Here is a 17,392-nt window from a genome sequence, read left to right on the forward strand (position 1 = left end):
TAATTGCCCCTTGGAGCGTCATGGATAAAATATTTAATGATCAATTATGGCCATACCCATGTTGTGACTTTAGTGCGGAATTTTTAACTTCAATTAATATCAAGTTTTATCTCGTTCTTTTAAATGTTTGGTTTACTGAAAATTCATTTGGAATTGATGACTATCCGATTTGATACTAACATTGTACGTTTAATTTAGTACCCGGTTTTTAAAATTTGTCTGGTTAACGGCAATTTCTATCGTCTTATTGATTAGCTTTTTTTGTAGGCCGATGTCTTGTGAACACCGGCGCCGAAACTTCGGTAAAAGACTAGGGTGAATCAGCGTATTTTCGCGGGAGAGTCCTGACAAAATTTTGTCGCTACATCTGTTTTTTGTGCTCGATTAAATCACAATTAGAAAGGTTATACCGTGCTTTAAGGTAAAGCTACTTAAACATGGTAAGCAGGCCAACTGCAAACCGGCCCGTATCAATTGAATGTTTGGCCAGCATCTTGATTACCGCGATACCTAATTATGTCAAAAAAACGCTATCTGAATGCGTAAATGCATTCAGATAGCGTTTGTCATTAACTACTTTTTCAGCAGCATCAAGGCACTTCAGGCCCTTTTACTTATGCTGATAATTAAGCGTGCCGCCGCCGTTTAAGCGTGAACCAGGCGACGGTGCCGAGGGCGGCCACGCCGGTGATAATGCTACCGGTCACTAACAGTGGCGGGCGGTAGGTCAACGTGACCGTGTGCTTGCCCTTGCTGAGTGGGACGGCGACGAAGGTGTTGATGACCTTCTTGGTCTTGACGGCCTTGCCGTCGACGGTCGCGTGCCAGCCCTTGGAGTACGGTACGGTCGTCATCAGGACTTGGTGTTTTTTCTTGATGTTGATCGTCCCGGTCAGCTTGCGGCTAGAGTGCTTGGTAATGTGCCAAGGTTCTTGCTGCAGCTTTTTAGCGGACTGCTTAAACTGTGCGTTATTGAGTTTGTAAAGCGTGAAGTTTTGTAACCACAGCGACGTCTTTTTCATCTGGATCCCAAAAGTCACCGTTTTACCCTTACTGTGGGTGGCAACGTTGACGGCGATGGTGTGCCGGTAGGTCGGGTACTGTTTAAGTTCCTTACCGTTGATGTAGAAACTGGCGTTAGACGTCGTAATGTTGGAGCCGAGCGTGATGTAGTACGAGTCGTTGGTCGTCGGCGTAAACTTAAAGTAGATCGACCCGGTCTTCGCCAGGTTCTGCTTGTTTACCACCGAGCCGGTCAACGTGGTGACTTTTTTGACGTTTTGGAAGATCACTTCGTCAAAGTTTTCGGCACTGATCAATGCTGAAGTGGAACGGTTTGCCAGCGTTTGGTAAATCAATTCTTGCCGGGCGATCGGGTCGCCGGTCGTCTTGGAAACTTTGAGTTTGGCGATCTTATCGGAAGCGCCGAAGCCCAGCCCTAACGCGTAGGGGTTCGTATACGTGGTGACCTTGGAATTACTTAAACTGGTCGATTGCGTGTAGTTTTTTAAGTCCGGTTTGGTGCTGGTGACCGGAATGTAGCTGCGGTAATTGGCGTTGCTGGTTTGCGATTGCGGCACCTTCTTATCCATAAAGTACTGCATGTCCAGCAGCGAATCACTGATCAGCGTCCCGTTGGTGTAGGCGACCACGCCGTCACCGTCGGGCTGCCCAATCGACCCGAAGAAGTTCGGGATGATACTTTCAAAGGTCGAACTGAAGTGGTCGGCCCCGTTATAAGCGGCCTGCATCGGGTCGTCCTTGGTCCGGGTAAAGGTCTTGCCAATCCGGTAAAAGCCCGAATTGCTGGCCTTGATCTTGTTGACCGTTTGGTCCAAGACGTTGGTGTAGTTGCCAAATTCACCCTGAGAAACGTACGAAAGGTTGTTCAGTGACGCCACCGCGTTGATCGACATGTCGACCGCTACCAGCAGGACCGCAATGATTTGGAACAGCTGGATCCGCGGCTTAGGGACGAGCAGGAAGATCAGGGTGACCCCGGCTAAGCCGAGGGTGATCAGCAAATTCGCCAGGCTGACGTAGGTCACGTGCTTTAAGTTTAAGTAGACGGTCGCAAAGAGTCCCGCCGTTAGAACCAGCATGACGGCCCCTTGCCACCATTCGATCGTTAGTTTATCGGTTAAGGCCTGCGCCCCGATCCACACGATCCAGAAACAGAAGACAAAGGAGAAGCGGTACGGGTACCAAACCGGGAACTGGCCGGCGTGCCAAAGCAGGTCGAGTGGTTCGTAACAAAATGAAACCAGTAATACGGCCGTCACGAGCAGGGTACTAATTTTGACTGTCCAGTGGAACTTACGTCGTAAGAAGAACAGGATAAACGCGAAGATGGCCAGCCAGGCCACGTAGAAGTTCGGTTGGCCGGACGGCATCTGGTCAAAGTTGAAGGTCCCGGTCATGAACTTCGCCAACATTTTCCACGGCGCGTATTCGAACTTCCAGTGGACCTTGGTGACGTTGTACTGGGCCTTACTTTGAATCAACGCCCAGAAGGTCGGTAATAGTAGCCAAGCGGACAGCGCCACTCCGAGCAGGCCGCCCCAGGCAAATTTGAGGATCTGGATGCTGAGGGTCTTGAAGTTTTCCCAGTACTTGGTTGCGGCGTACAGCCAGTATAAACAACTGAAGAGGATCACCATGTAACCCATGTAATAGTTATCGATCAACATGACCGCTAACCAGCCGGCGAAGTAGCGGACCTTCCCGGTTTTAAAGAGGCGTTCTAGTCCGAGAATCACTAACGGTAAAATCGCGGTGGTGTCCAGCCAGATCATGTTCAGCTGGTTGGCAATCATCCAGCCCATCATCGCGTACGCGGTACTAAAAACGGGAACCAGCCAGCCCTTTTGGGTGTGGGTCTTCGTGAGTAACCAGGCGAAAGCTAGGCCGGCACAGCCGTATTTTAGGACCGTGACTAGGAAGATCCCGGTGGTCAGGGACTGACCAGGGAAAAATAGGTAGATTAAATTAAACGGGCTTATTAAGTAGTAAGCCCAGACCCCGACCATTTCCCCGCCGATGGTTTTGGAGAAGGAATAGAAAAAAGCACTGGGGTCGTGTAACAGGGTGTGCCGGAAATAGGCGAACAGGTCGACGTACTGTTGACCCAGATCGACCGTCAGCAGACTGCTGGAACCAAAGGGCGCCATGTGCCGGTAAATAAAGTAACCGGTCATGATCAGCAGGGGGAGCCAAAAGCTGACCCACAGCGGCCAGGTTCGTTTGTCAAAAATTCGACGGATTTTCAAAAAAGCCACCTCAATCTCTCTATCAAATTAGTTGCACCACGGCCGGACGCGACCGCGAGCTAAAATTTTGCATGTCTACCCTATAGAATAGCATATTCTGGCGTTCGCACGGTTTAAATCTTGGTTATAATAGGGACTTAACCGTTGTTCTCCAGGTTATCCAAGCGTTAGGTCATGGTTGGTCAGTCGGTTAGGCGTTTAAATTGTTAAATAAACAAAAAAATCACCCGTACCGCCTTGACGACCCGTCCCGGTTTTTCTAGTATGAGAGGGGTATGGTGCCACGTGAATCTAGGCGTTACGACTAAAATCGCCCATTGAAGAACCCCCTAACTGGTGGATTTTTAAAGATGATTTTAAATTTGATGAGTGGGGGAATGCTATTATAGTGGTTTTATAGTAAACTATAGATTGATAAATATGCCGTTTTTGGCATCGTGCGTGCAATTATTTTGGATTGCTAGTAACATCATTAAGAACGGGAGCCTGAGAATTGAAACTGTTTAAGAAAATTACTGCGAACCGTGATCCCAATAAGTCCCACATTCCCTTTCGATTGAACTTTTTGTTCTTTATCGTCTTTTTGCTATTTGCTGCGTTGATTGCACAGTTAGCTTATTTACAAGTCGATTACGGTCAAAAGTTCCGAACGGAAGTTAACTCCGCCAATAACACGACGGCGACGGGTAACGTCCAACGGGGGTCGGTTTACGACTCAACCGGGCGGGTCTTAGTTGGGAACAAGTCGCACCAAGCGATTCAATACACTAAGGGGCTAAACGTTGCTTCGACTAAGATGTACTCGGTAGCGACCAAGTTAAGCGAGTATTTGTCGATTCCGACCAATACCTTGACCGACCGCAACCTCGCCGACTACTACTTAGCCAGTGCCAGCAATTTAAAGGCCGTTTCCAAGAAGGTCAAAACTTCAACGGACGACACCGTTTTGTACGCCCGCGAAGTGGCTTACACCGAAAAAAACTTGATCAATAACTTTACCGCCCAGCAGAAAAAAGCCGCGGCCATCTATTATAAGATGAATTCGGCCTACTCACTGTCAACGGTCAACATCAAGTCAACCGGTGTCACTAGTACCGAATTGGCCCAGATTGGTGAACACCAGTCCGAAATGCCCGGCGTTAAGGTTGGGACGAGTTGGACGCGGAGTTACCCGAACGGGACCGATTTAAGCAGTGTGCTCGGGACCGTTACCACTGAAAAACAGGGGCTGCCGAGTGACGACGTCAAGACGCTGTTAGCGGAAGGCTACTCCCGGGATGATTCCGTTGGTCAAAGTCAACTGGAAAAGCAGTACGAAAACGTGCTACGCGGGACCAAGTCGCAGACCGAAGTCAAAACGCAGGACGGCGTGATCCAAAAGGAAATTCAGAAGTACGGTGGTTCCAAGGGTGATAACATCCAGCTGACCATCAACTCGAAATTCCAAAAGCAGGTCCAAAGTATCATGAAATCGGTCGTTAGTTCGAATGCCGGTTCGAACCCTTACATGTCCGGGGCCTACGCCGTGGTCTTAAATCCTAACACCGGGGCGGTTTACGCCCTCGCTGGGGTCGACCGGAACACGACGACCGGGAAAGTGACTGAAAACGCCCTCGGGACGATCAACCAATCGATCGTTATGGGGTCGGTCGTTAAGGGGGCCACCGTCATGGGGGCCTTGCAAGACGGTGTTATCACGCCAACTAACAGTACGCTGACCGATACGCCCATCAAGTTAGCCGGGACCGCCGCTAAGACGTCGTGGTTTAACAAGAGTGGTGGGACCAGCTTAACGTTAAACGCTTCGACCGCGATGGAAGTTTCTTCTAACTCCTACATGATGCAGTTAGCCATGAAGGAAGGAAACTACACCTACGCTTCGGGGAAGGCGCTGACCATGTCAACGTCGGTCTTTTCCAAGTTGCGGGGCTACTTCAACGAATTTGGTCTCGGGGTCAAGACCGGGATCGACTTGCCGGGTGAAGCCACCGGGTACCAAGGGGATTCCAGCCGGAGTAGTATTGGTAAAGCACTGGACTTGTCCTACGGAAACTACGATTCCTACACGACGATCCAAGTCGCCCAATACATTGCCACCATGGCTAACGGTGGTCGGCGGATCGCGCCGCACGTCGTCGGTGCGATTACCGGGACCAACGCCAACGGGACGCAGGGGAAGGTCAAAACTAACGTCAGTCCGCGGGTCTTAAACACGATCGACGTGCCGTCGTCATACTTTGACGTCGTTCACCAAGGTTACTGGGACGTGGTTCACGGGAACAGTGCTTACAAGACCGGTTCCGCGTTAGCTAGTTTGTCACCAGCCGTTGCGGCTAAGTCTGGGACCGCCGAAACGTTCCACGGAACGACTTCGACGGAAACGTTGAGTTTGGCCACCTACGCGCCGTATAAAAATCCTAAGGTCGCCATGGCGATTGTCTTCCCAGGGATGTCCAGTGGGGCGGCGAACACTACCGCTGCAACTCAGATCTACAAAGCTTTCTGGAAGTATTACAATAAGTAAAAAAATGTTAGATTAAGTGCCAGTATCTCAATTGATACTGGCATTTTTTATGCATTAATGATATAGTAGTTCAAGTTAAGGGCTTTGGCCCTGGATTATGCGAATGAGTTTGGAGGGTCAACAACATGCGGGTACACATTACACTTGAATGTACAGAATGTCACGAACGTAACTACTTATCTTCAAAGAACCGTCGGAACAATCCTGACCGGGTTGAATTTAAGAAGTACTGTCCTCGTGAACGTAAAGTTACATTACATCGCGAAACAAAATAACAACGGGGTTACCTGTTGTTTTTTCTGTAACATTGTCATTAGACAATGGGTTTCTCATTTGTTGGCAACTGCCGAATGGTTATTCGGCATGTTAATGAATGAGATTTTTTTATATAATCAGCGATTAAGGAGGCGGCAAACGTGGATAAAAAAACGTTTCGGCAACAGCAAATTCAGCGTTTAAGTCGGATGACGGCGGAAGAACGGGTCGCGCAGAACTTGTCCATTCAGCAACAACTCTTTGCGAGTGCGGCCTGGCAGCGGGCCCAAGTCGTTGCCATCACGATCAGCAGTGGCATTGAAGTGGACACCCGGCCGTTGGTTAAGCGGGCGTGGGCGGACGGTAAGACCGTCGTGATTCCCAAGACCTTGCCGCACCGGCAAATGGCGTTTTACCCGTACACCGACGCCAGCCAGCTGGTCCGGACCAAGTTTGGAATTTTGGAACCGACCAGCGGGACTCCCGTTGAAAAAAAGCAGATCGATTTGATCCTGGTTCCGGGACTGGGCTATGCCCGCCAGGAAATGGCGCGAATCGGCTTTGGCGGCGGCTATTACGACCGTTACCTGGCCGACTACGCCGGGGTGAAATTAACGGTCGCCTATACCCAGATGGCCTTTGAGCACGCTGAATGGCCGGTCGCGAAGTACGATGTTTTATTAGATCAATTGATCGTCGCAAAGGATGGTAGTCATGAGGACAATTAAACGCTGGTGGCAAACGGAAGCGGCGGTGACCCAGATTATTTTAGCGGTCACGGTCGGGGTTTTCCTAATTGAATGGTTATTCATGGGCGACGCCGGAATTTTGCTATTTAATTCACTGGGCGCGAAGAATAACCAGGCAATTGTCGCCGGGCAGTGGTGGCGCCTAATTACCCCGATGTTTTTACATATGGGGCTGAGTCACATCGCGTTAAACGCGGTGGTGATCTACTTTATGGGGATTCAGATCGAAGCGATGTTTGGCCACTGGCGGATGTTTTTGATCTACATGATCGGTGGCATCAGCGGCAACGTCCTGAGCTTTGCACTGTCTAACGACCAGTCCGTTGGCGCCAGTACCGCGTGCTTCGCGTTATTCGGGGCCTTTTTGATGGTCGGCGAGTCCTTCTGGGAAAACCCGGTCATTCGCCAATTGTCCGGCCGCTTCCTATTATTAACGGTCATGAACTTGGTCTTTGACATGTTTTCGACCGGGATTGACATTTGGGGCCACGTGGGCGGCTTAGCCGGGGGCTTTCTAATCGCTTACACGTTGGGCGTGCCGCGCATCGGCAAGATTTCCAACGTGAAACGGATCGTCGCCACGGTGGTCCTAGTCGTCGCTTGGCTGGCATTGTTAAAAATGGGTTTTACAAATGCTAAATTAACTGTATAATTAATCGAGGATATGCACATGAAAACACTTTACGACGTCCAGCAATTACTTAAAAAATTTGGTGTGTACGTTTACGTTGGCAAACGGATTTGGGACATCGAATTAATGGCCATCGAGATTGACCACTTGTATCAATCCGGGGTTATCGATGCCAAAACATATGCCCGCGTAAAACTCGTATTGAGTCATGAGCACCGGCTAGAAGCAGAACGTGCGCGTGCAAACGACGCGCATCATTAATGGAGGGATTTGGCAACATGGATCGCAAACTAATCGGGGTCGACCTTGGTGGTACGACGACTAAATTCGCTATTTTAACGGAAGATGGCGACATTCAACAAAAGTGGAGTATTGAAACGACTATTCTGGATGAAGGGGCCCACATCGTGCCGAACATCATCGATTCAATCAACCACCACCTGGACCTTTACAAGATGGATCGTTCCCAATTCGTTGGTATCGGGATGGGAACTCCCGGGACCGTTGATTTGGACAAGGGAACCGTTATCGGGGCCTACAACTTAAACTGGAAGACGTTACAACCAGTTAAGCAACAAATCGAAGAAGGTACCGGGATCAAGTTCACGCTGGATAACGACGCCAACGTGGCCGCTTTAGGCGAACGCTGGAAGGGTGCCGGCGAAAACGGTAGCGACGTGGTCTTTGTGACCTTAGGAACCGGTGTCGGTGGCGGGATCATCGCTGACGGCCACCTCTTACACGGTGCGGCCGGGGCCGCCGGTGAAATTGGTCACGTGACCGTTGAACCGAACGGCTACATGTGTACTTGTGGTAAGAAGGGTTGTTTGGAACAGTACGCTTCAGCAACCGGGGTCGTACACGTTGCCCGCGACATGGCCGAAGAATTCTCCGGTTCATCTAAGTTAAAGCAACTCTTAGATAACGGTGAAGAAATCAGCTCTAAGATCACCTTTGACCTAGCTAAGGAAGGCGACATCTTGGCACAGAGCGTGGTTGACCGCGTTTCTTACTACCTGGGGTTAGCTTTAGCTAACGTTGGTAACACGATGAACCCGTCGTTCATCATCATTGGTGGTGGGGTTTCCGCTGCCGGCGACTTCTTGCTTAAGCAGGTTGTTAGCTACTTCAAACAGTTCACCTTCCCAACGGTTCGTAACACGACCATCTTAAAATTAGCCGTGTTAGGAAACGACGCCGGGGTGATTGGGGCCGCTTCATTAGCCCAACGTTTCATCTAAATTTGAAATTAAGCTGGAGCGCTCACAACTAGCCGGTCACGGTCGTTGTGGGCGTTTTTAGTTAGCAACACGGGTTGCCCGGGGCTTTTTTAGTGATTTACGGTCCTTTTCCCGCTTGCCCCTAGTCAAAGTAAGCGGTTTTGTGTAAAATAGGTAGGTAGAAATTAGGAGGGATAACGTGGTTTTAGGTGCGATGACCGCATGGAGTTACATTAACATCGTGTTAATTATTCTTATTGCGGCTTACTTTATTTATGAGCTGTACAGTTACATCCGGCGGCGGCAAGTTTCCACGATGTTGGAAGAAGACGAGTTTCAGGCTGGAATGCGTAAAGCGCAAGTGGTTGATTTGCGTGAAAAAAAGGAATTTGACGCGGGTCACATTTTGGGTGCCCGCAACATTCCGTTCAACACGTTAAAAGTTCGCATGAACGAACTACGGACGGATATGCCGGTCTACGTTTACGACCAGACCCACACGCTCAGTACCCGGGCCGTTGTGACTCTTTCGAAGAATGGTTTTAAAGAACTTTACATCTTAAAACCGGGTTACGCGCGTTGGGAAGGCAAAACCAAAAAAGCGAAGTATTAAAAAAATGGCGGCTGGAACAAAATTGCTTTTGTTCGTGCCACCATTTTTATTTTAATTAACCGTTGTGAGCGGAACGACTCTTGCGCATCGCCTTTTTACGGTTTTCTTCAAATTTGCTTTCTTGGTCTTCGATTGGGTCAACGACCTGTTTCTTGAAAGATAAAACGGAACCAATCACGGCACCCGCCGTTGCCACGACTCCGAATAAGAAGCCACGTGTAAATGATTTCATAGTCTCAACCTCCTAGTTGTTATTAGTTTCATTATGCTTGTTTTGCGTTGAGATAGCAATGATTTAAAGCTTAAATTTATAAAAGTGGGGTGGGAAAATGTTAACCCAAATTATCGCGCACCGGGGCAGTAAGGGGACCCGGCCGGAGAATACGTTACTGGCCTTTCAGGCGGCCCTAGACGACGGCGCGGACGGACTGGAGACCGACGTACACCTGTCTAAAGACGGGCACCTGATCATTATGCACGACGAGACCGTTGACCGGACCACCGATGGCAGTGGACGGATTGTCGATCTGACGCTGGCAGAATTAAAACGCCTGGACGCCGGCAGTGCGTTTGACCCGCTGTACGCGGGGGCTCAGGTTCCCACGTTGGACGAGGTGGTCCAACTGCTGATCAAACGGAATTTTACCGGCATTTTTAACTTAGAATTAAAAACTAATAAAATTCACTACGACGGTATCGAAGCGTTAGTCGCCGATTACTTTAACCACCACGCCGTGCCTTTCAAGTTGGTGTATTCCAGCTTCTACGGCAAGTCGATCGAACGCTTACACGCGCTGCAACCGGACGTGGAGTTCGATAGTCTGTTTCAGACGAAGGTTCAAAACGCCAAACGCCTGCACGCCGAGCACGTGATCTTGGGCTACCACCCGGACATTCGCTGGGTCCGGCTGCACTGGCTGCTGCTGCCCAAAGTGCAGTTGCGGCCGTGGACTGTCAATAAGGAACGCGACATGCGGTTTTGTTACAAACACCGCTTTGCCGGCATTATTACCGATTACCCCGGACTGGCACACCGCGTTCGGGTCAAAGTACAGGGAGGCTAAAAGTTGCACACTAAAAAAGTTTTACTAATCGCCGGACCGACCGCCGTGGGAAAGACCGCCCTGTCGCTGGCCCTGGCCAAACAACTGAATGGTGAAATTATTTCGGGTGATTCGATGCAGGTCTACCGCCACTTAGATATTGGGACGGCCAAGGTGCTGCCGGCGGAGCGCGCCGGGATTCCACACCACCTGATCGACATTAAGGACGTGGATCAGCGCTTCACGGTCGCGGAGTTCGTGACCCGCGCCACCGCGTTGATCAACGCCATCACCGCCAAAGGCAAGCTGCCGATGATCGTCGGCGGGACCGGGTTTTATTTACAATCCTTGTTGGCCGGCTTTCAGTTTGGTCCGACCGATGCCAACCCGGATTTAGCCTACCGCCAACAGTGGTTCGACCGCGCCGCGGAAGAAGGCAACCAGGTCGTCTGGGAGGCCCTTCAGGCAAGGGACCCGGCGGCCGCGGCCCACATTGCACCCGCTAACCTGGTGCGGGTCGTGCGGGCCCTAGAGTACCAGCATACCAGCGGCCAGTTGTTTTCCGCGCAAAGCGATCACGCGACCAACGTTTTGGACGCTTACACGCTGTGTTTGACGGCCGACCGGGCACTGGTCTACGAGCGGATCAACCGGCGCGTTGACTTGATGATGCAAGCGGGACTGGAAGCCGAAGCCCGCTGGTTATACGCACAGGGGGGGAGCGACTTGCCCGCGGGTAAGGGCATCGGTTACCACGAGTTCTTCCCGTACTTTGAAGGCCAGCGCTCGTTAGCAGCAGCCGTTGACCTCGTTAAGCGCGACTCCCGCCACTACGCCAAACGCCAGTTAACGTGGTTTCGGAATAAGATGGATGTCGACTGGGTCAACTTATTGGAACACCCGGAACAACGCCGGGTAATTGACCAGCGAATCGCTAGTTGGTTAAACTAAATTATAAATTGGTCTACCTTTATTAAACGATGTGATATTTTCTTACATGATTTATTGACAATCGGTTATTAGATTGCTAATATTAAGTCTGTATTAAAGAGGAGGGTCGTTATGAAGGAAAAGGAATTACGTCGTTCGTTGGCCGTTTTGCCAATTGGTACGGTTATGAAGCTGACGAATTTGTCAGCCCGGCAGATTCGTTATTACGAAGAGCAGGGACTCATTATCCCGGACCGCAACGCCGGTAACCGCCGAATGTTCTCTTTAAATGACGTGGACCGCTTGCTGGAAATCAAGGACTACTTGACCGAGGGCATCAACATGGCCGGGATCAAGGAGATTTATGAACAGCAAAAGCAACGCGCCGAACAAAAGGAGGCCGATTTGGCCCGACCGCTAACGGACAACGACGTACGCCGGATCTTGCATGACGAGTTCCTGAATCTCGGGGGACTGGAGTCCAAACCTGGGCCGCACTATCCCACACATTAATGCGTCTGCATCCATTAGTCAATCAATTTAAGGAGCGATTTTCATGGCAAAACAGCAGTACACCAAGGACGACATCCGCCGTATCGTCAAGGAAGAAAACGTTAATTTCTTACGCTTAATGTTCACCGACCTGTTCGGGACCATTAAGAACGTGGAAGTCCCAGTTTCACAACTGGATAAGTTACTCGACAACAAGCTGATGTTTGATGGGTCTTCCATCGACGGCTTTGTTCGGATTGAAGAAAGTGACATGTACTTGTACCCGGACTTATCAACTTGGTTGATCATGCCTTGGAACACGGAACACGGTAAAATTGCGCGGATCATCTGTGAAGTTTACACGACCGATAAGAAGCCGTTTGCCGGTGATCCCCGGAACAACTTGATCCGGGTCTTAAACGACATGCGTGACGCGGGCTACACGGCCTTTAACTGTGGGACGGAACCCGAATTCTTCCTGTTCAAGATGAACGACAAGGGTGAACCAACGACGGAATTAAACGATAAGGGGAGCTACTTCGACTTATCGCCAATGGACTTAGGTGAAAACTGCCGCCGCGACATCGCGCTCGAACTCGAACGCTTAGGCTTCAACGTTGAAGCTAGTCACCACGAAGTTGCGCCGGGCCAACATGAAATCGACTTTAAGTACGCGGACGCCTTATCCGCGGCCGACCACATTCAAACCTTTAAGCTGGTTGTAAAGACGATCGCCCGCAAGTACAACTTATGGGCAACCTTCATGCCGAAGCCTTTAAACGGGGTCAACGGTTCCGGGATGCACGTTAATATGTCCCTGTTCCACGATAAGGGTAACGCCTTTTACGATCCCGAAGAAAAGGACGAATTACAATTATCACCCGACGCTTACCACTTCTTGGGCGGGTTAATGAAGCACGCCCGCAGTTACACCGCGGTTACCAACCCCACGGTCAACTCGTACAAGCGCTTAGTACCCGGCTACGAAGCACCGGTTTATGTGGCGTGGTCCGCATCGAACCGTTCACCAATGATCCGGATCCCAAGTGCCCGGGGCTTGTCTACCCGGTTGGAACTCCGCAGCGTGGACGCTTCGACCAACCCGTACTTGGCCTTTGCCGCCGTCTTGGAAGCCGGCCTCGACGGGATCAAGAATAACATCGAACCACCGAAGAGCGTTGACCGCAACATTTACGTGATGGACGAAGACGAACGGCACGCGGCCGGGATCGTTGACTTACCATCGACCTTGCACAACGCTTTGAAGGAATTCCAGACCGATCCAACCATGAAGAAGGCCTTGGGACCACACATTTACCAAAGCTTCTTGGAAGCAAAACGCCTGGAATGGGCTTCGTACCGTCAACAAGTTAGTGAATGGGAACGCGATCAGTACATGGAATTGTACTAATATCAAATAATCGATAAAATGACGGTTAGGACGCCTAGTTAGGATTCCTAACCGTTTTTTTGTTATAATTTTGGAAAATTGGCGGCGTTAACCTTTATTATTACTAGGATTTTCGGTAACATTAATAACAGCAGTGCAATTCAGCAATAATTAAAGATTGAAATTGATTGCAAGGAGATTATTATGGAAAAACAAAATCAGCCTGATCTTGAAAAACAAGATCAACCAACGCGCGCGCTTACGAATCGCCTTCAACAGAAGTTGGACTACGTGACCACGTTGCGCCAAGCAATTACGGCTGGTGACGACCGGTTGATCTACGAATTGATCGATGGTGACCATTATCACCAAGCCTTATTAAATGAGGAACCGGATCCAACCCGTAACGCCCAAGTCGATTTAATTACGGACGTCCATCCGGCAATCAGTCATTACTTGAGCACTAAATTAATCGACTACTTGGCCCATGAATACCCGTTCTTCTACTACGAAGAAACCCAGTTAGGGGAATTCCAAATTTACTTTGGAAACTGGTGGGATCGGCGCCGGTTTGGTAAGTTGAACGTCTTAAAAGTGGCGTTTGAATTTAGTAGCGAAGAATATAATAAACTACAAAAAACGTTTGAACTGGCCAGCGCCCACAAGCGTTTTAATACCGACCAAATTCAAAAAATTTCCGCGGGCAGCGACCAACTACAAAAGTTGATTGACGCGCAGAGTGACCGTGACGAACAAAAAGACCAGTTGCGGAAGCAGTTAAAGGAAAACAGCCAACGCAACTCGTTGTTTGATTCCGGCCGGATCAAGGAAGAACGCCAACAAATTATCGACCAGTTAACAAAACTCGCGGACGAGGACGATCAAGCCAATAACGCCCACGCCACGATGAAGGATAACGAAGCTAAGATTTTGACGTTATCGAAGGAAGATACGATTTTGGCTTACGAAAAGCAAGCCATTGAAAACGCCTTTAAGAGCTTCGAGAATTTTAATGAGCGTAACCGTAGCCTATACGTTGACTACCTAACGACGCTGATTGGAAAGGCGCAGGTAGCAGAGGATGGCAAGTAATGAAAAGCACATCGATTCAGCGACCTTAAGTACCCACGGCAAGCTGACCATGTTTAACGAGGGGCTTAAAAGCGGCCTCGCTAACGGGGAAAAGTTCACCGCGCTGATGGACCAGCTGATCGACACGACCGACGGGGAAGTTTTGTTAGGTGCCGCGCAGAAGCTGGCCGACTTTAAGTTGGACTCGGCCTACGTGACGTTCCCACACCAGTATAAAAACGCCGACTACTACCTGATTTTTATGAGCCGGCTGCTGGGGATGCACCACGACGAAAAGCCGATTTTAAACTCGCAACGCCAGAGTGAATCGCTGTACCACGTCTACGAAGACTTGACCGACGACTACACGTTTTTATACCAGGTGGTCACTAACGCCAACGGTGGGGCTTACTACCGCGAACAAACCACCGGTGAGAACCTGTTTTACATTCACCTGGAACGGCGGTTGCTACGGTTTAACAGTACCGCGTTTACCAATTTGTTTATTAATAAATTATTGCTTAAAGGGACCGGTGTTGACCAGATCAACGCCGTCTTGGCAACGCTGATCAAGTTCGGGCACTGCCTGCGCGACGACTTCGGCTTTAACGTCGATTTCAACATTTTGGACGTTGATAACGCGGCCAAGTACGAACTGCGGGCGGCTAATTTGGACGCGGCCATCGTGGACAAGCTGTTCGTTTCCGCGGCGCAACACGACTACATGCTGCGCAATTCGCAGCACGGTCACGGGGCCCAAATTGAACTGCGCACCGGGTTGCTAGTCGATATTTTCGACACGGGCGCGAACGGCGGGACCAAGTGGGTGTTAACGGTCCACGACCCGAAGCAGGAAGTTTCCTGGTTCGACGTCTTATTGCACTTTGACTTCATGCGCGACTGGTACTTGGACAACATTGATTCCCTGGAAATTAAAGCGGATCCATTAGTCTTTGCTTAATCACGGAGGGTATTGATGCTAGATTTAACAACTTTATTACAACTGTCGATTCGCCTCGACCGCGACATTACCGCGCGTCAGCAGATCCACTGGAAACCGGCGGACCGGCTGCAAAACGCCATGGTGTCCTTGGACGTGGAATTAGCCGAAATGGCGAACACGTCCGAATGGTTTAAAGTATGGAAGATTCATAAGGGTAAAGCCGACGCGGGGAAAACCAAGCGTGAAACGTTGCTGAACGAGTACGTTGACGCGATGGACTTTTTCTTCTTAGTGGCCGCTATTCAGCAGTGGACCCACTTGGTGCCGATTACGGCTGATGAACTGACTAAGATCGGTGCAAAGCCCGTCACCGACTTGAACAAACAGTACTTGGCCATCAAGCACCTGCTCTACGACGCGTACTTTAATCACCGGCAGGTCAGCTATCAGCACGCCTGGCACGTTTTCTTGAAGATGGGGCTAGTGGAGTTCGGGTTCAGTCAGGACGAGATCCAGACGGCCTTTACTGCTAAGAACCAGGTCAACGAGCAGCGGCAGGAAAACCATTACTAAAAAATAAAACCTGTAAGACTACGGTGAAGTAGTTTTACAGGTTTATTTTATTCAGCGTTGCTGACTAGTTCGGCGTCGTTATCCGGGTCGTTTTTGACCAGTTCGTTGACTTGGTCGATCAACGGTTGACGCTGGTCGAGGTCGTCGTCACATTCAAAGAAGGCCCCGAGTTCTTCGGCCAGGATGGCTTTGTCAGCGTCCATGTAACGGTAGTCATAACTATTGATGGTGTAGTGCTGGTGATCCGGCATGCGGACGATCACGCAGCCGTTCGCGGATTTCCCCTTGGTGGCTTTGTCGGTAAATTCAACCGATAAAACGTAGGGCGCGTCGGTACTGCGATCCTTAATGATGTGCGCGATGTTGCCGGTAATTTGTTCTAGTTTCATGTTTTCACCTCACCGTTTATTATACCAGTCCGGCTCGTGAGTTAGCCACGTTTGATTCGTTCCCAGATCACGTAAAACAGGGTGGCAAGCGTGACTACGATGGCTAGAACGGTGGCGATATTGCTATGCGCGAAGCGGGCGTACGAGTCGATAATGATCATTAGTATTAAAAGGACTAAGATCGGGTTACGTTTAAACATTAAGATTCCCCCTCATTCCTGTTAACAGTCTGCCTGATTTGTTAGGGACTTGCAAGTTATTTTTAAGCGAGTGTTAACTTAAATGGTTGCGATTTGGTTAAACTGATGATTATTTTGATATTTAGTCAATTTAAAATTTATAATTGGGTCAAGGGGGTGATAACGGTGAAAACCGTTACGCAGGGGGGCTTATTTTTAGGCTTATTCGTCGTGATTTTACTATTACCGCTAGTGATGTACTGCGGCTACTCGGCCGTCGCTGGCTGGCAAATGGACCGGCAACTGGATCAACAGGTCAATCAGACGGCGTTTCAACACCGTTACCGGCGCTACTTTGAACGCCACGACCAGGTGAACGCCCGGCATTTTAAAACCGGGCACCGCCAAGTTTTGACGAGTTTGAGCGACTCGCAGGGGCCGGTGGGGGCCGCCGTGGATTACTATACCGGGGCGCTCAATCACGTTTGGTACGGGCTGAACGTTAAAACCATCCCGGGTTACCACCACTGGCAGATTTTTAACCGGTACCGAATCGTGGGGCTAAAAAAGTATCGCTAATAATAGATGATCACAGACAATTTCAGCAGGACAGGCTGTTTAAAAGTGCGTGGCTCAGGGGATTCGCTTAAATAAGAATTGACACCGCCATTTTTCTTAATTATAATTAATGCTGTTGTTGTCACGTTAGCTCAACTGGATAGAGCATCCGCCTTCTAAGCGGAGGGTTGTGAGTTCAAGTCTCACACGTGACACTAGTAGAAACCGTCAACGGTACTAAGTTAATTCTTAGCACTGTTGGCGGTTTTTGTTTGTCTATGATCGTAGTAAATAACTCTAGCTTAATTTCCAGATATGATTACTTTTTATGCAAGAGACATGGCTAAAAATGTTTTAGAAAAACGAATGAAGAAAAATCTAGTTAGACTAACCAAAAAATCAAGAATAACTTTTGGGTTAGCTTTAAAATCACGAAATAAGTAGTTTAAGGGTTCGATTAGCGAATTTCCAAGATAGTTAAGTGCGTGTCATAGTTTAAGAAAGTTTAAAGATTGGTGTAAAAGTAGTTAAACCTAAACATTTTTCTTGAAATATTCCTGTAA

Annotated in this window: 19 protein-coding genes and 1 tRNA gene; 16 read left to right on the forward strand and 4 right to left on the reverse strand. The window is 49.4% G+C overall.

Annotation, left to right across the window (positions count from 1 at the left end; translation table 11 throughout):
• Window positions 1-626: 626 nt before the first annotated feature.
• Complete coding sequence (locus tag D1831_RS12150; RefSeq protein WP_125073165.1) at window positions 627-3,269, reverse strand: YfhO family protein; 2,643 nt, start codon at window positions 3,267-3,269, stop codon at window positions 627-629.
• Between the two features lie 493 nt (window positions 3,270-3,762).
• Between D1831_RS12150 and D1831_RS12155 the strand changes: the two genes are divergently transcribed.
• From D1831_RS12155 to D1831_RS12185, 7 genes are all read left to right on the forward strand, one after another.
• Window positions 3,763-5,793, forward strand: a complete 2,031-nt coding sequence (locus D1831_RS12155) for a peptidoglycan D,D-transpeptidase FtsI family protein (RefSeq protein ID WP_125073166.1) — start codon at window positions 3,763-3,765, stop codon at window positions 5,791-5,793.
• Between the two features lie 125 nt (window positions 5,794-5,918).
• Window positions 5,919-6,068, forward strand: coding sequence for a 50S ribosomal protein L33 (gene rpmG, locus D1831_RS12160; protein ID WP_081721478.1), 150 nt, complete (start codon window positions 5,919-5,921; stop codon window positions 6,066-6,068).
• A gap of 141 nt (window positions 6,069-6,209) precedes the next feature.
• Window positions 6,210-6,776, forward strand: coding sequence for a 5-formyltetrahydrofolate cyclo-ligase (locus tag D1831_RS12165; RefSeq protein ID WP_125073167.1), 567 nt, complete (start codon window positions 6,210-6,212; stop codon window positions 6,774-6,776).
• The gene (locus tag D1831_RS12170) at window positions 6,763-7,449 is read left to right on the forward strand and encodes a rhomboid family intramembrane serine protease (RefSeq protein ID WP_125073168.1); all 687 of its coding nucleotides are present in this window, start codon (window positions 6,763-6,765) and stop codon (window positions 7,447-7,449) included. The genes D1831_RS12165 and D1831_RS12170 overlap by 14 nt, the downstream gene beginning before the upstream one ends.
• 18 nt (window positions 7,450-7,467) lie before the next feature.
• Window positions 7,468-7,689 (forward strand): YqgQ family protein, encoded by a 222-nt coding sequence (locus D1831_RS12175; protein WP_125073169.1) that lies wholly within the window; start codon window positions 7,468-7,470, stop codon window positions 7,687-7,689.
• Between the two features lie 17 nt (window positions 7,690-7,706).
• Window positions 7,707-8,669, forward strand: coding sequence for an ROK family glucokinase (locus D1831_RS12180; RefSeq protein WP_125073170.1), 963 nt, complete (start codon window positions 7,707-7,709; stop codon window positions 8,667-8,669).
• 193 nt (window positions 8,670-8,862) lie between these two features.
• Complete coding sequence (locus D1831_RS12185; RefSeq protein WP_404819902.1) at window positions 8,863-9,261, forward strand: rhodanese-like domain-containing protein; 399 nt, start codon at window positions 8,863-8,865, stop codon at window positions 9,259-9,261.
• A gap of 55 nt (window positions 9,262-9,316) precedes the next feature.
• Here the strand turns inward: D1831_RS12185 and D1831_RS12190 are convergent, their stop codons facing one another.
• Window positions 9,317-9,493, reverse strand: coding sequence for a DUF3042 family protein (locus tag D1831_RS12190; protein ID WP_125073172.1), 177 nt, complete (start codon window positions 9,491-9,493; stop codon window positions 9,317-9,319).
• Window positions 9,494-9,590: 97 nt separating this feature from the next.
• Between D1831_RS12190 and D1831_RS12195 the strand changes: the two genes are divergently transcribed.
• The 7 genes from D1831_RS12195 to D1831_RS12225 all read left to right on the forward strand — a co-directional run bounded on the left by D1831_RS12195 (window position 9,591) and on the right by D1831_RS12225 (window position 15,703).
• Window positions 9,591-10,325 carry a glycerophosphodiester phosphodiesterase gene (locus D1831_RS12195; protein ID WP_125073173.1) on the forward strand — a complete coding sequence of 245 codons (735 nt, stop codon included), beginning with the start codon at window positions 9,591-9,593 and terminating at the stop codon, window positions 10,323-10,325.
• Between the two features lie 3 nt (window positions 10,326-10,328).
• Window positions 10,329-11,255, forward strand: a complete 927-nt coding sequence (miaA, locus tag D1831_RS12200; RefSeq protein ID WP_125073174.1) for a tRNA (adenosine(37)-N6)-dimethylallyltransferase MiaA — start codon at window positions 10,329-10,331, stop codon at window positions 11,253-11,255.
• A 111-nt stretch (window positions 11,256-11,366) separates the two neighbouring features.
• Complete coding sequence (locus D1831_RS12205) at window positions 11,367-11,747, forward strand: MerR family transcriptional regulator (protein ID WP_125073175.1); 381 nt, start codon at window positions 11,367-11,369, stop codon at window positions 11,745-11,747.
• A 43-nt stretch (window positions 11,748-11,790) separates the two neighbouring features.
• Window positions 11,791-13,137, forward strand: a complete 1,347-nt coding sequence (locus D1831_RS12210) for a glutamine synthetase family protein (protein WP_125073176.1) — start codon at window positions 11,791-11,793, stop codon at window positions 13,135-13,137.
• A 183-nt stretch (window positions 13,138-13,320) separates the two neighbouring features.
• Window positions 13,321-14,208: an exonuclease SbcC gene (locus tag D1831_RS12215; RefSeq protein WP_125073177.1), complete on the forward strand. Its 888-nt coding sequence runs from the start codon at window positions 13,321-13,323 to the stop codon at window positions 14,206-14,208.
• Window positions 14,198-15,148 (forward strand): hypothetical protein, encoded by a 951-nt coding sequence (locus D1831_RS12220; protein WP_125073178.1) that lies wholly within the window; start codon window positions 14,198-14,200, stop codon window positions 15,146-15,148. The genes D1831_RS12215 and D1831_RS12220 overlap by 11 nt, the downstream gene beginning before the upstream one ends.
• A 15-nt stretch (window positions 15,149-15,163) precedes the next feature.
• Window positions 15,164-15,703 (forward strand): dUTPase, encoded by a 540-nt coding sequence (locus D1831_RS12225; protein WP_125073179.1) that lies wholly within the window; start codon window positions 15,164-15,166, stop codon window positions 15,701-15,703.
• Between the two features lie 47 nt (window positions 15,704-15,750).
• Here D1831_RS12225 and D1831_RS12230 read toward each other — a convergent pair whose 3' ends face one another.
• Both D1831_RS12230 and D1831_RS14430 read right to left on the reverse strand, forming a co-directional pair.
• The gene (locus D1831_RS12230; RefSeq protein WP_125073180.1) at window positions 15,751-16,092 is read right to left on the reverse strand and encodes a hypothetical protein; all 342 of its coding nucleotides are present in this window, start codon (window positions 16,090-16,092) and stop codon (window positions 15,751-15,753) included.
• 41 nt (window positions 16,093-16,133) lie between these two features.
• Window positions 16,134-16,292 carry a hypothetical protein gene (locus D1831_RS14430; protein WP_158610671.1) on the reverse strand — a complete coding sequence of 53 codons (159 nt, stop codon included), beginning with the start codon at window positions 16,290-16,292 and terminating at the stop codon, window positions 16,134-16,136.
• 165 nt (window positions 16,293-16,457) lie between these two features.
• Between D1831_RS14430 and D1831_RS12235 the strand changes: the two genes are divergently transcribed.
• On the forward strand, window positions 16,458-16,850 hold the full coding sequence (locus D1831_RS12235; protein ID WP_125073181.1) for a hypothetical protein: 393 nt from the start codon (window positions 16,458-16,460) through the stop codon (window positions 16,848-16,850).
• Between the two features lie 120 nt (window positions 16,851-16,970).
• Window positions 16,971-17,044, forward strand: a tRNA-Arg gene (locus tag D1831_RS12240).
• Window positions 17,045-17,392: the final 348 nt, after the last annotated feature.

The organism is Lactiplantibacillus garii (genome assembly GCF_003885105.1).
GTDB classification, from domain to species: Bacteria; Bacillota; Bacilli; order Lactobacillales; family Lactobacillaceae; genus Lactiplantibacillus; species Lactiplantibacillus garii.

What these genes read in the sequence shown, in the direction of transcription:
- D1831_RS12175 (WP_125073169.1), top strand. Translation starts at nt 7,468, where the DNA reads ATGAAAACACTTTACGACGTCCAGCAATTACTTAAAAAATTTGGTGTG.
- rpmG (WP_081721478.1), top strand. Translation starts at nt 5,919, where the DNA reads ATGCGGGTACACATTACACTTGAATGTACAGAATGTCACGAACGTAAC.
- D1831_RS12210 (WP_125073176.1), top strand. Translation starts at nt 11,791, where the DNA reads ATGGCAAAACAGCAGTACACCAAGGACGACATCCGCCGTATCGTCAAG.
- D1831_RS12205 (WP_125073175.1), top strand. Translation starts at nt 11,367, where the DNA reads ATGAAGGAAAAGGAATTACGTCGTTCGTTGGCCGTTTTGCCAATTGGT.
- D1831_RS12195 (WP_125073173.1), top strand. Translation starts at nt 9,591, where the DNA reads ATGTTAACCCAAATTATCGCGCACCGGGGCAGTAAGGGGACCCGGCCG.
- D1831_RS12220 (WP_125073178.1), top strand. Translation starts at nt 14,198, where the DNA reads ATGGCAAGTAATGAAAAGCACATCGATTCAGCGACCTTAAGTACCCAC.
- D1831_RS12215 (WP_125073177.1), top strand. Translation starts at nt 13,321, where the DNA reads ATGGAAAAACAAAATCAGCCTGATCTTGAAAAACAAGATCAACCAACG.
- D1831_RS12185 (WP_404819902.1), top strand. Translation starts at nt 8,863, where the DNA reads ATGACCGCATGGAGTTACATTAACATCGTGTTAATTATTCTTATTGCG.
- D1831_RS14430 (WP_158610671.1), bottom strand. Translation starts at nt 16,292, where the DNA reads ATGTTTAAACGTAACCCGATCTTAGTCCTTTTAATACTAATGATCATT.
- D1831_RS12180 (WP_125073170.1), top strand. Translation starts at nt 7,707, where the DNA reads ATGGATCGCAAACTAATCGGGGTCGACCTTGGTGGTACGACGACTAAA.
- D1831_RS12230 (WP_125073180.1), bottom strand. Translation starts at nt 16,092, where the DNA reads ATGAAACTAGAACAAATTACCGGCAACATCGCGCACATCATTAAGGAT.
- D1831_RS12190 (WP_125073172.1), bottom strand. Translation starts at nt 9,493, where the DNA reads ATGAAATCATTTACACGTGGCTTCTTATTCGGAGTCGTGGCAACGGCG.
- D1831_RS12225 (WP_125073179.1), top strand. Translation starts at nt 15,164, where the DNA reads ATGCTAGATTTAACAACTTTATTACAACTGTCGATTCGCCTCGACCGC.
- D1831_RS12170 (WP_125073168.1), top strand. Translation starts at nt 6,763, where the DNA reads ATGAGGACAATTAAACGCTGGTGGCAAACGGAAGCGGCGGTGACCCAG.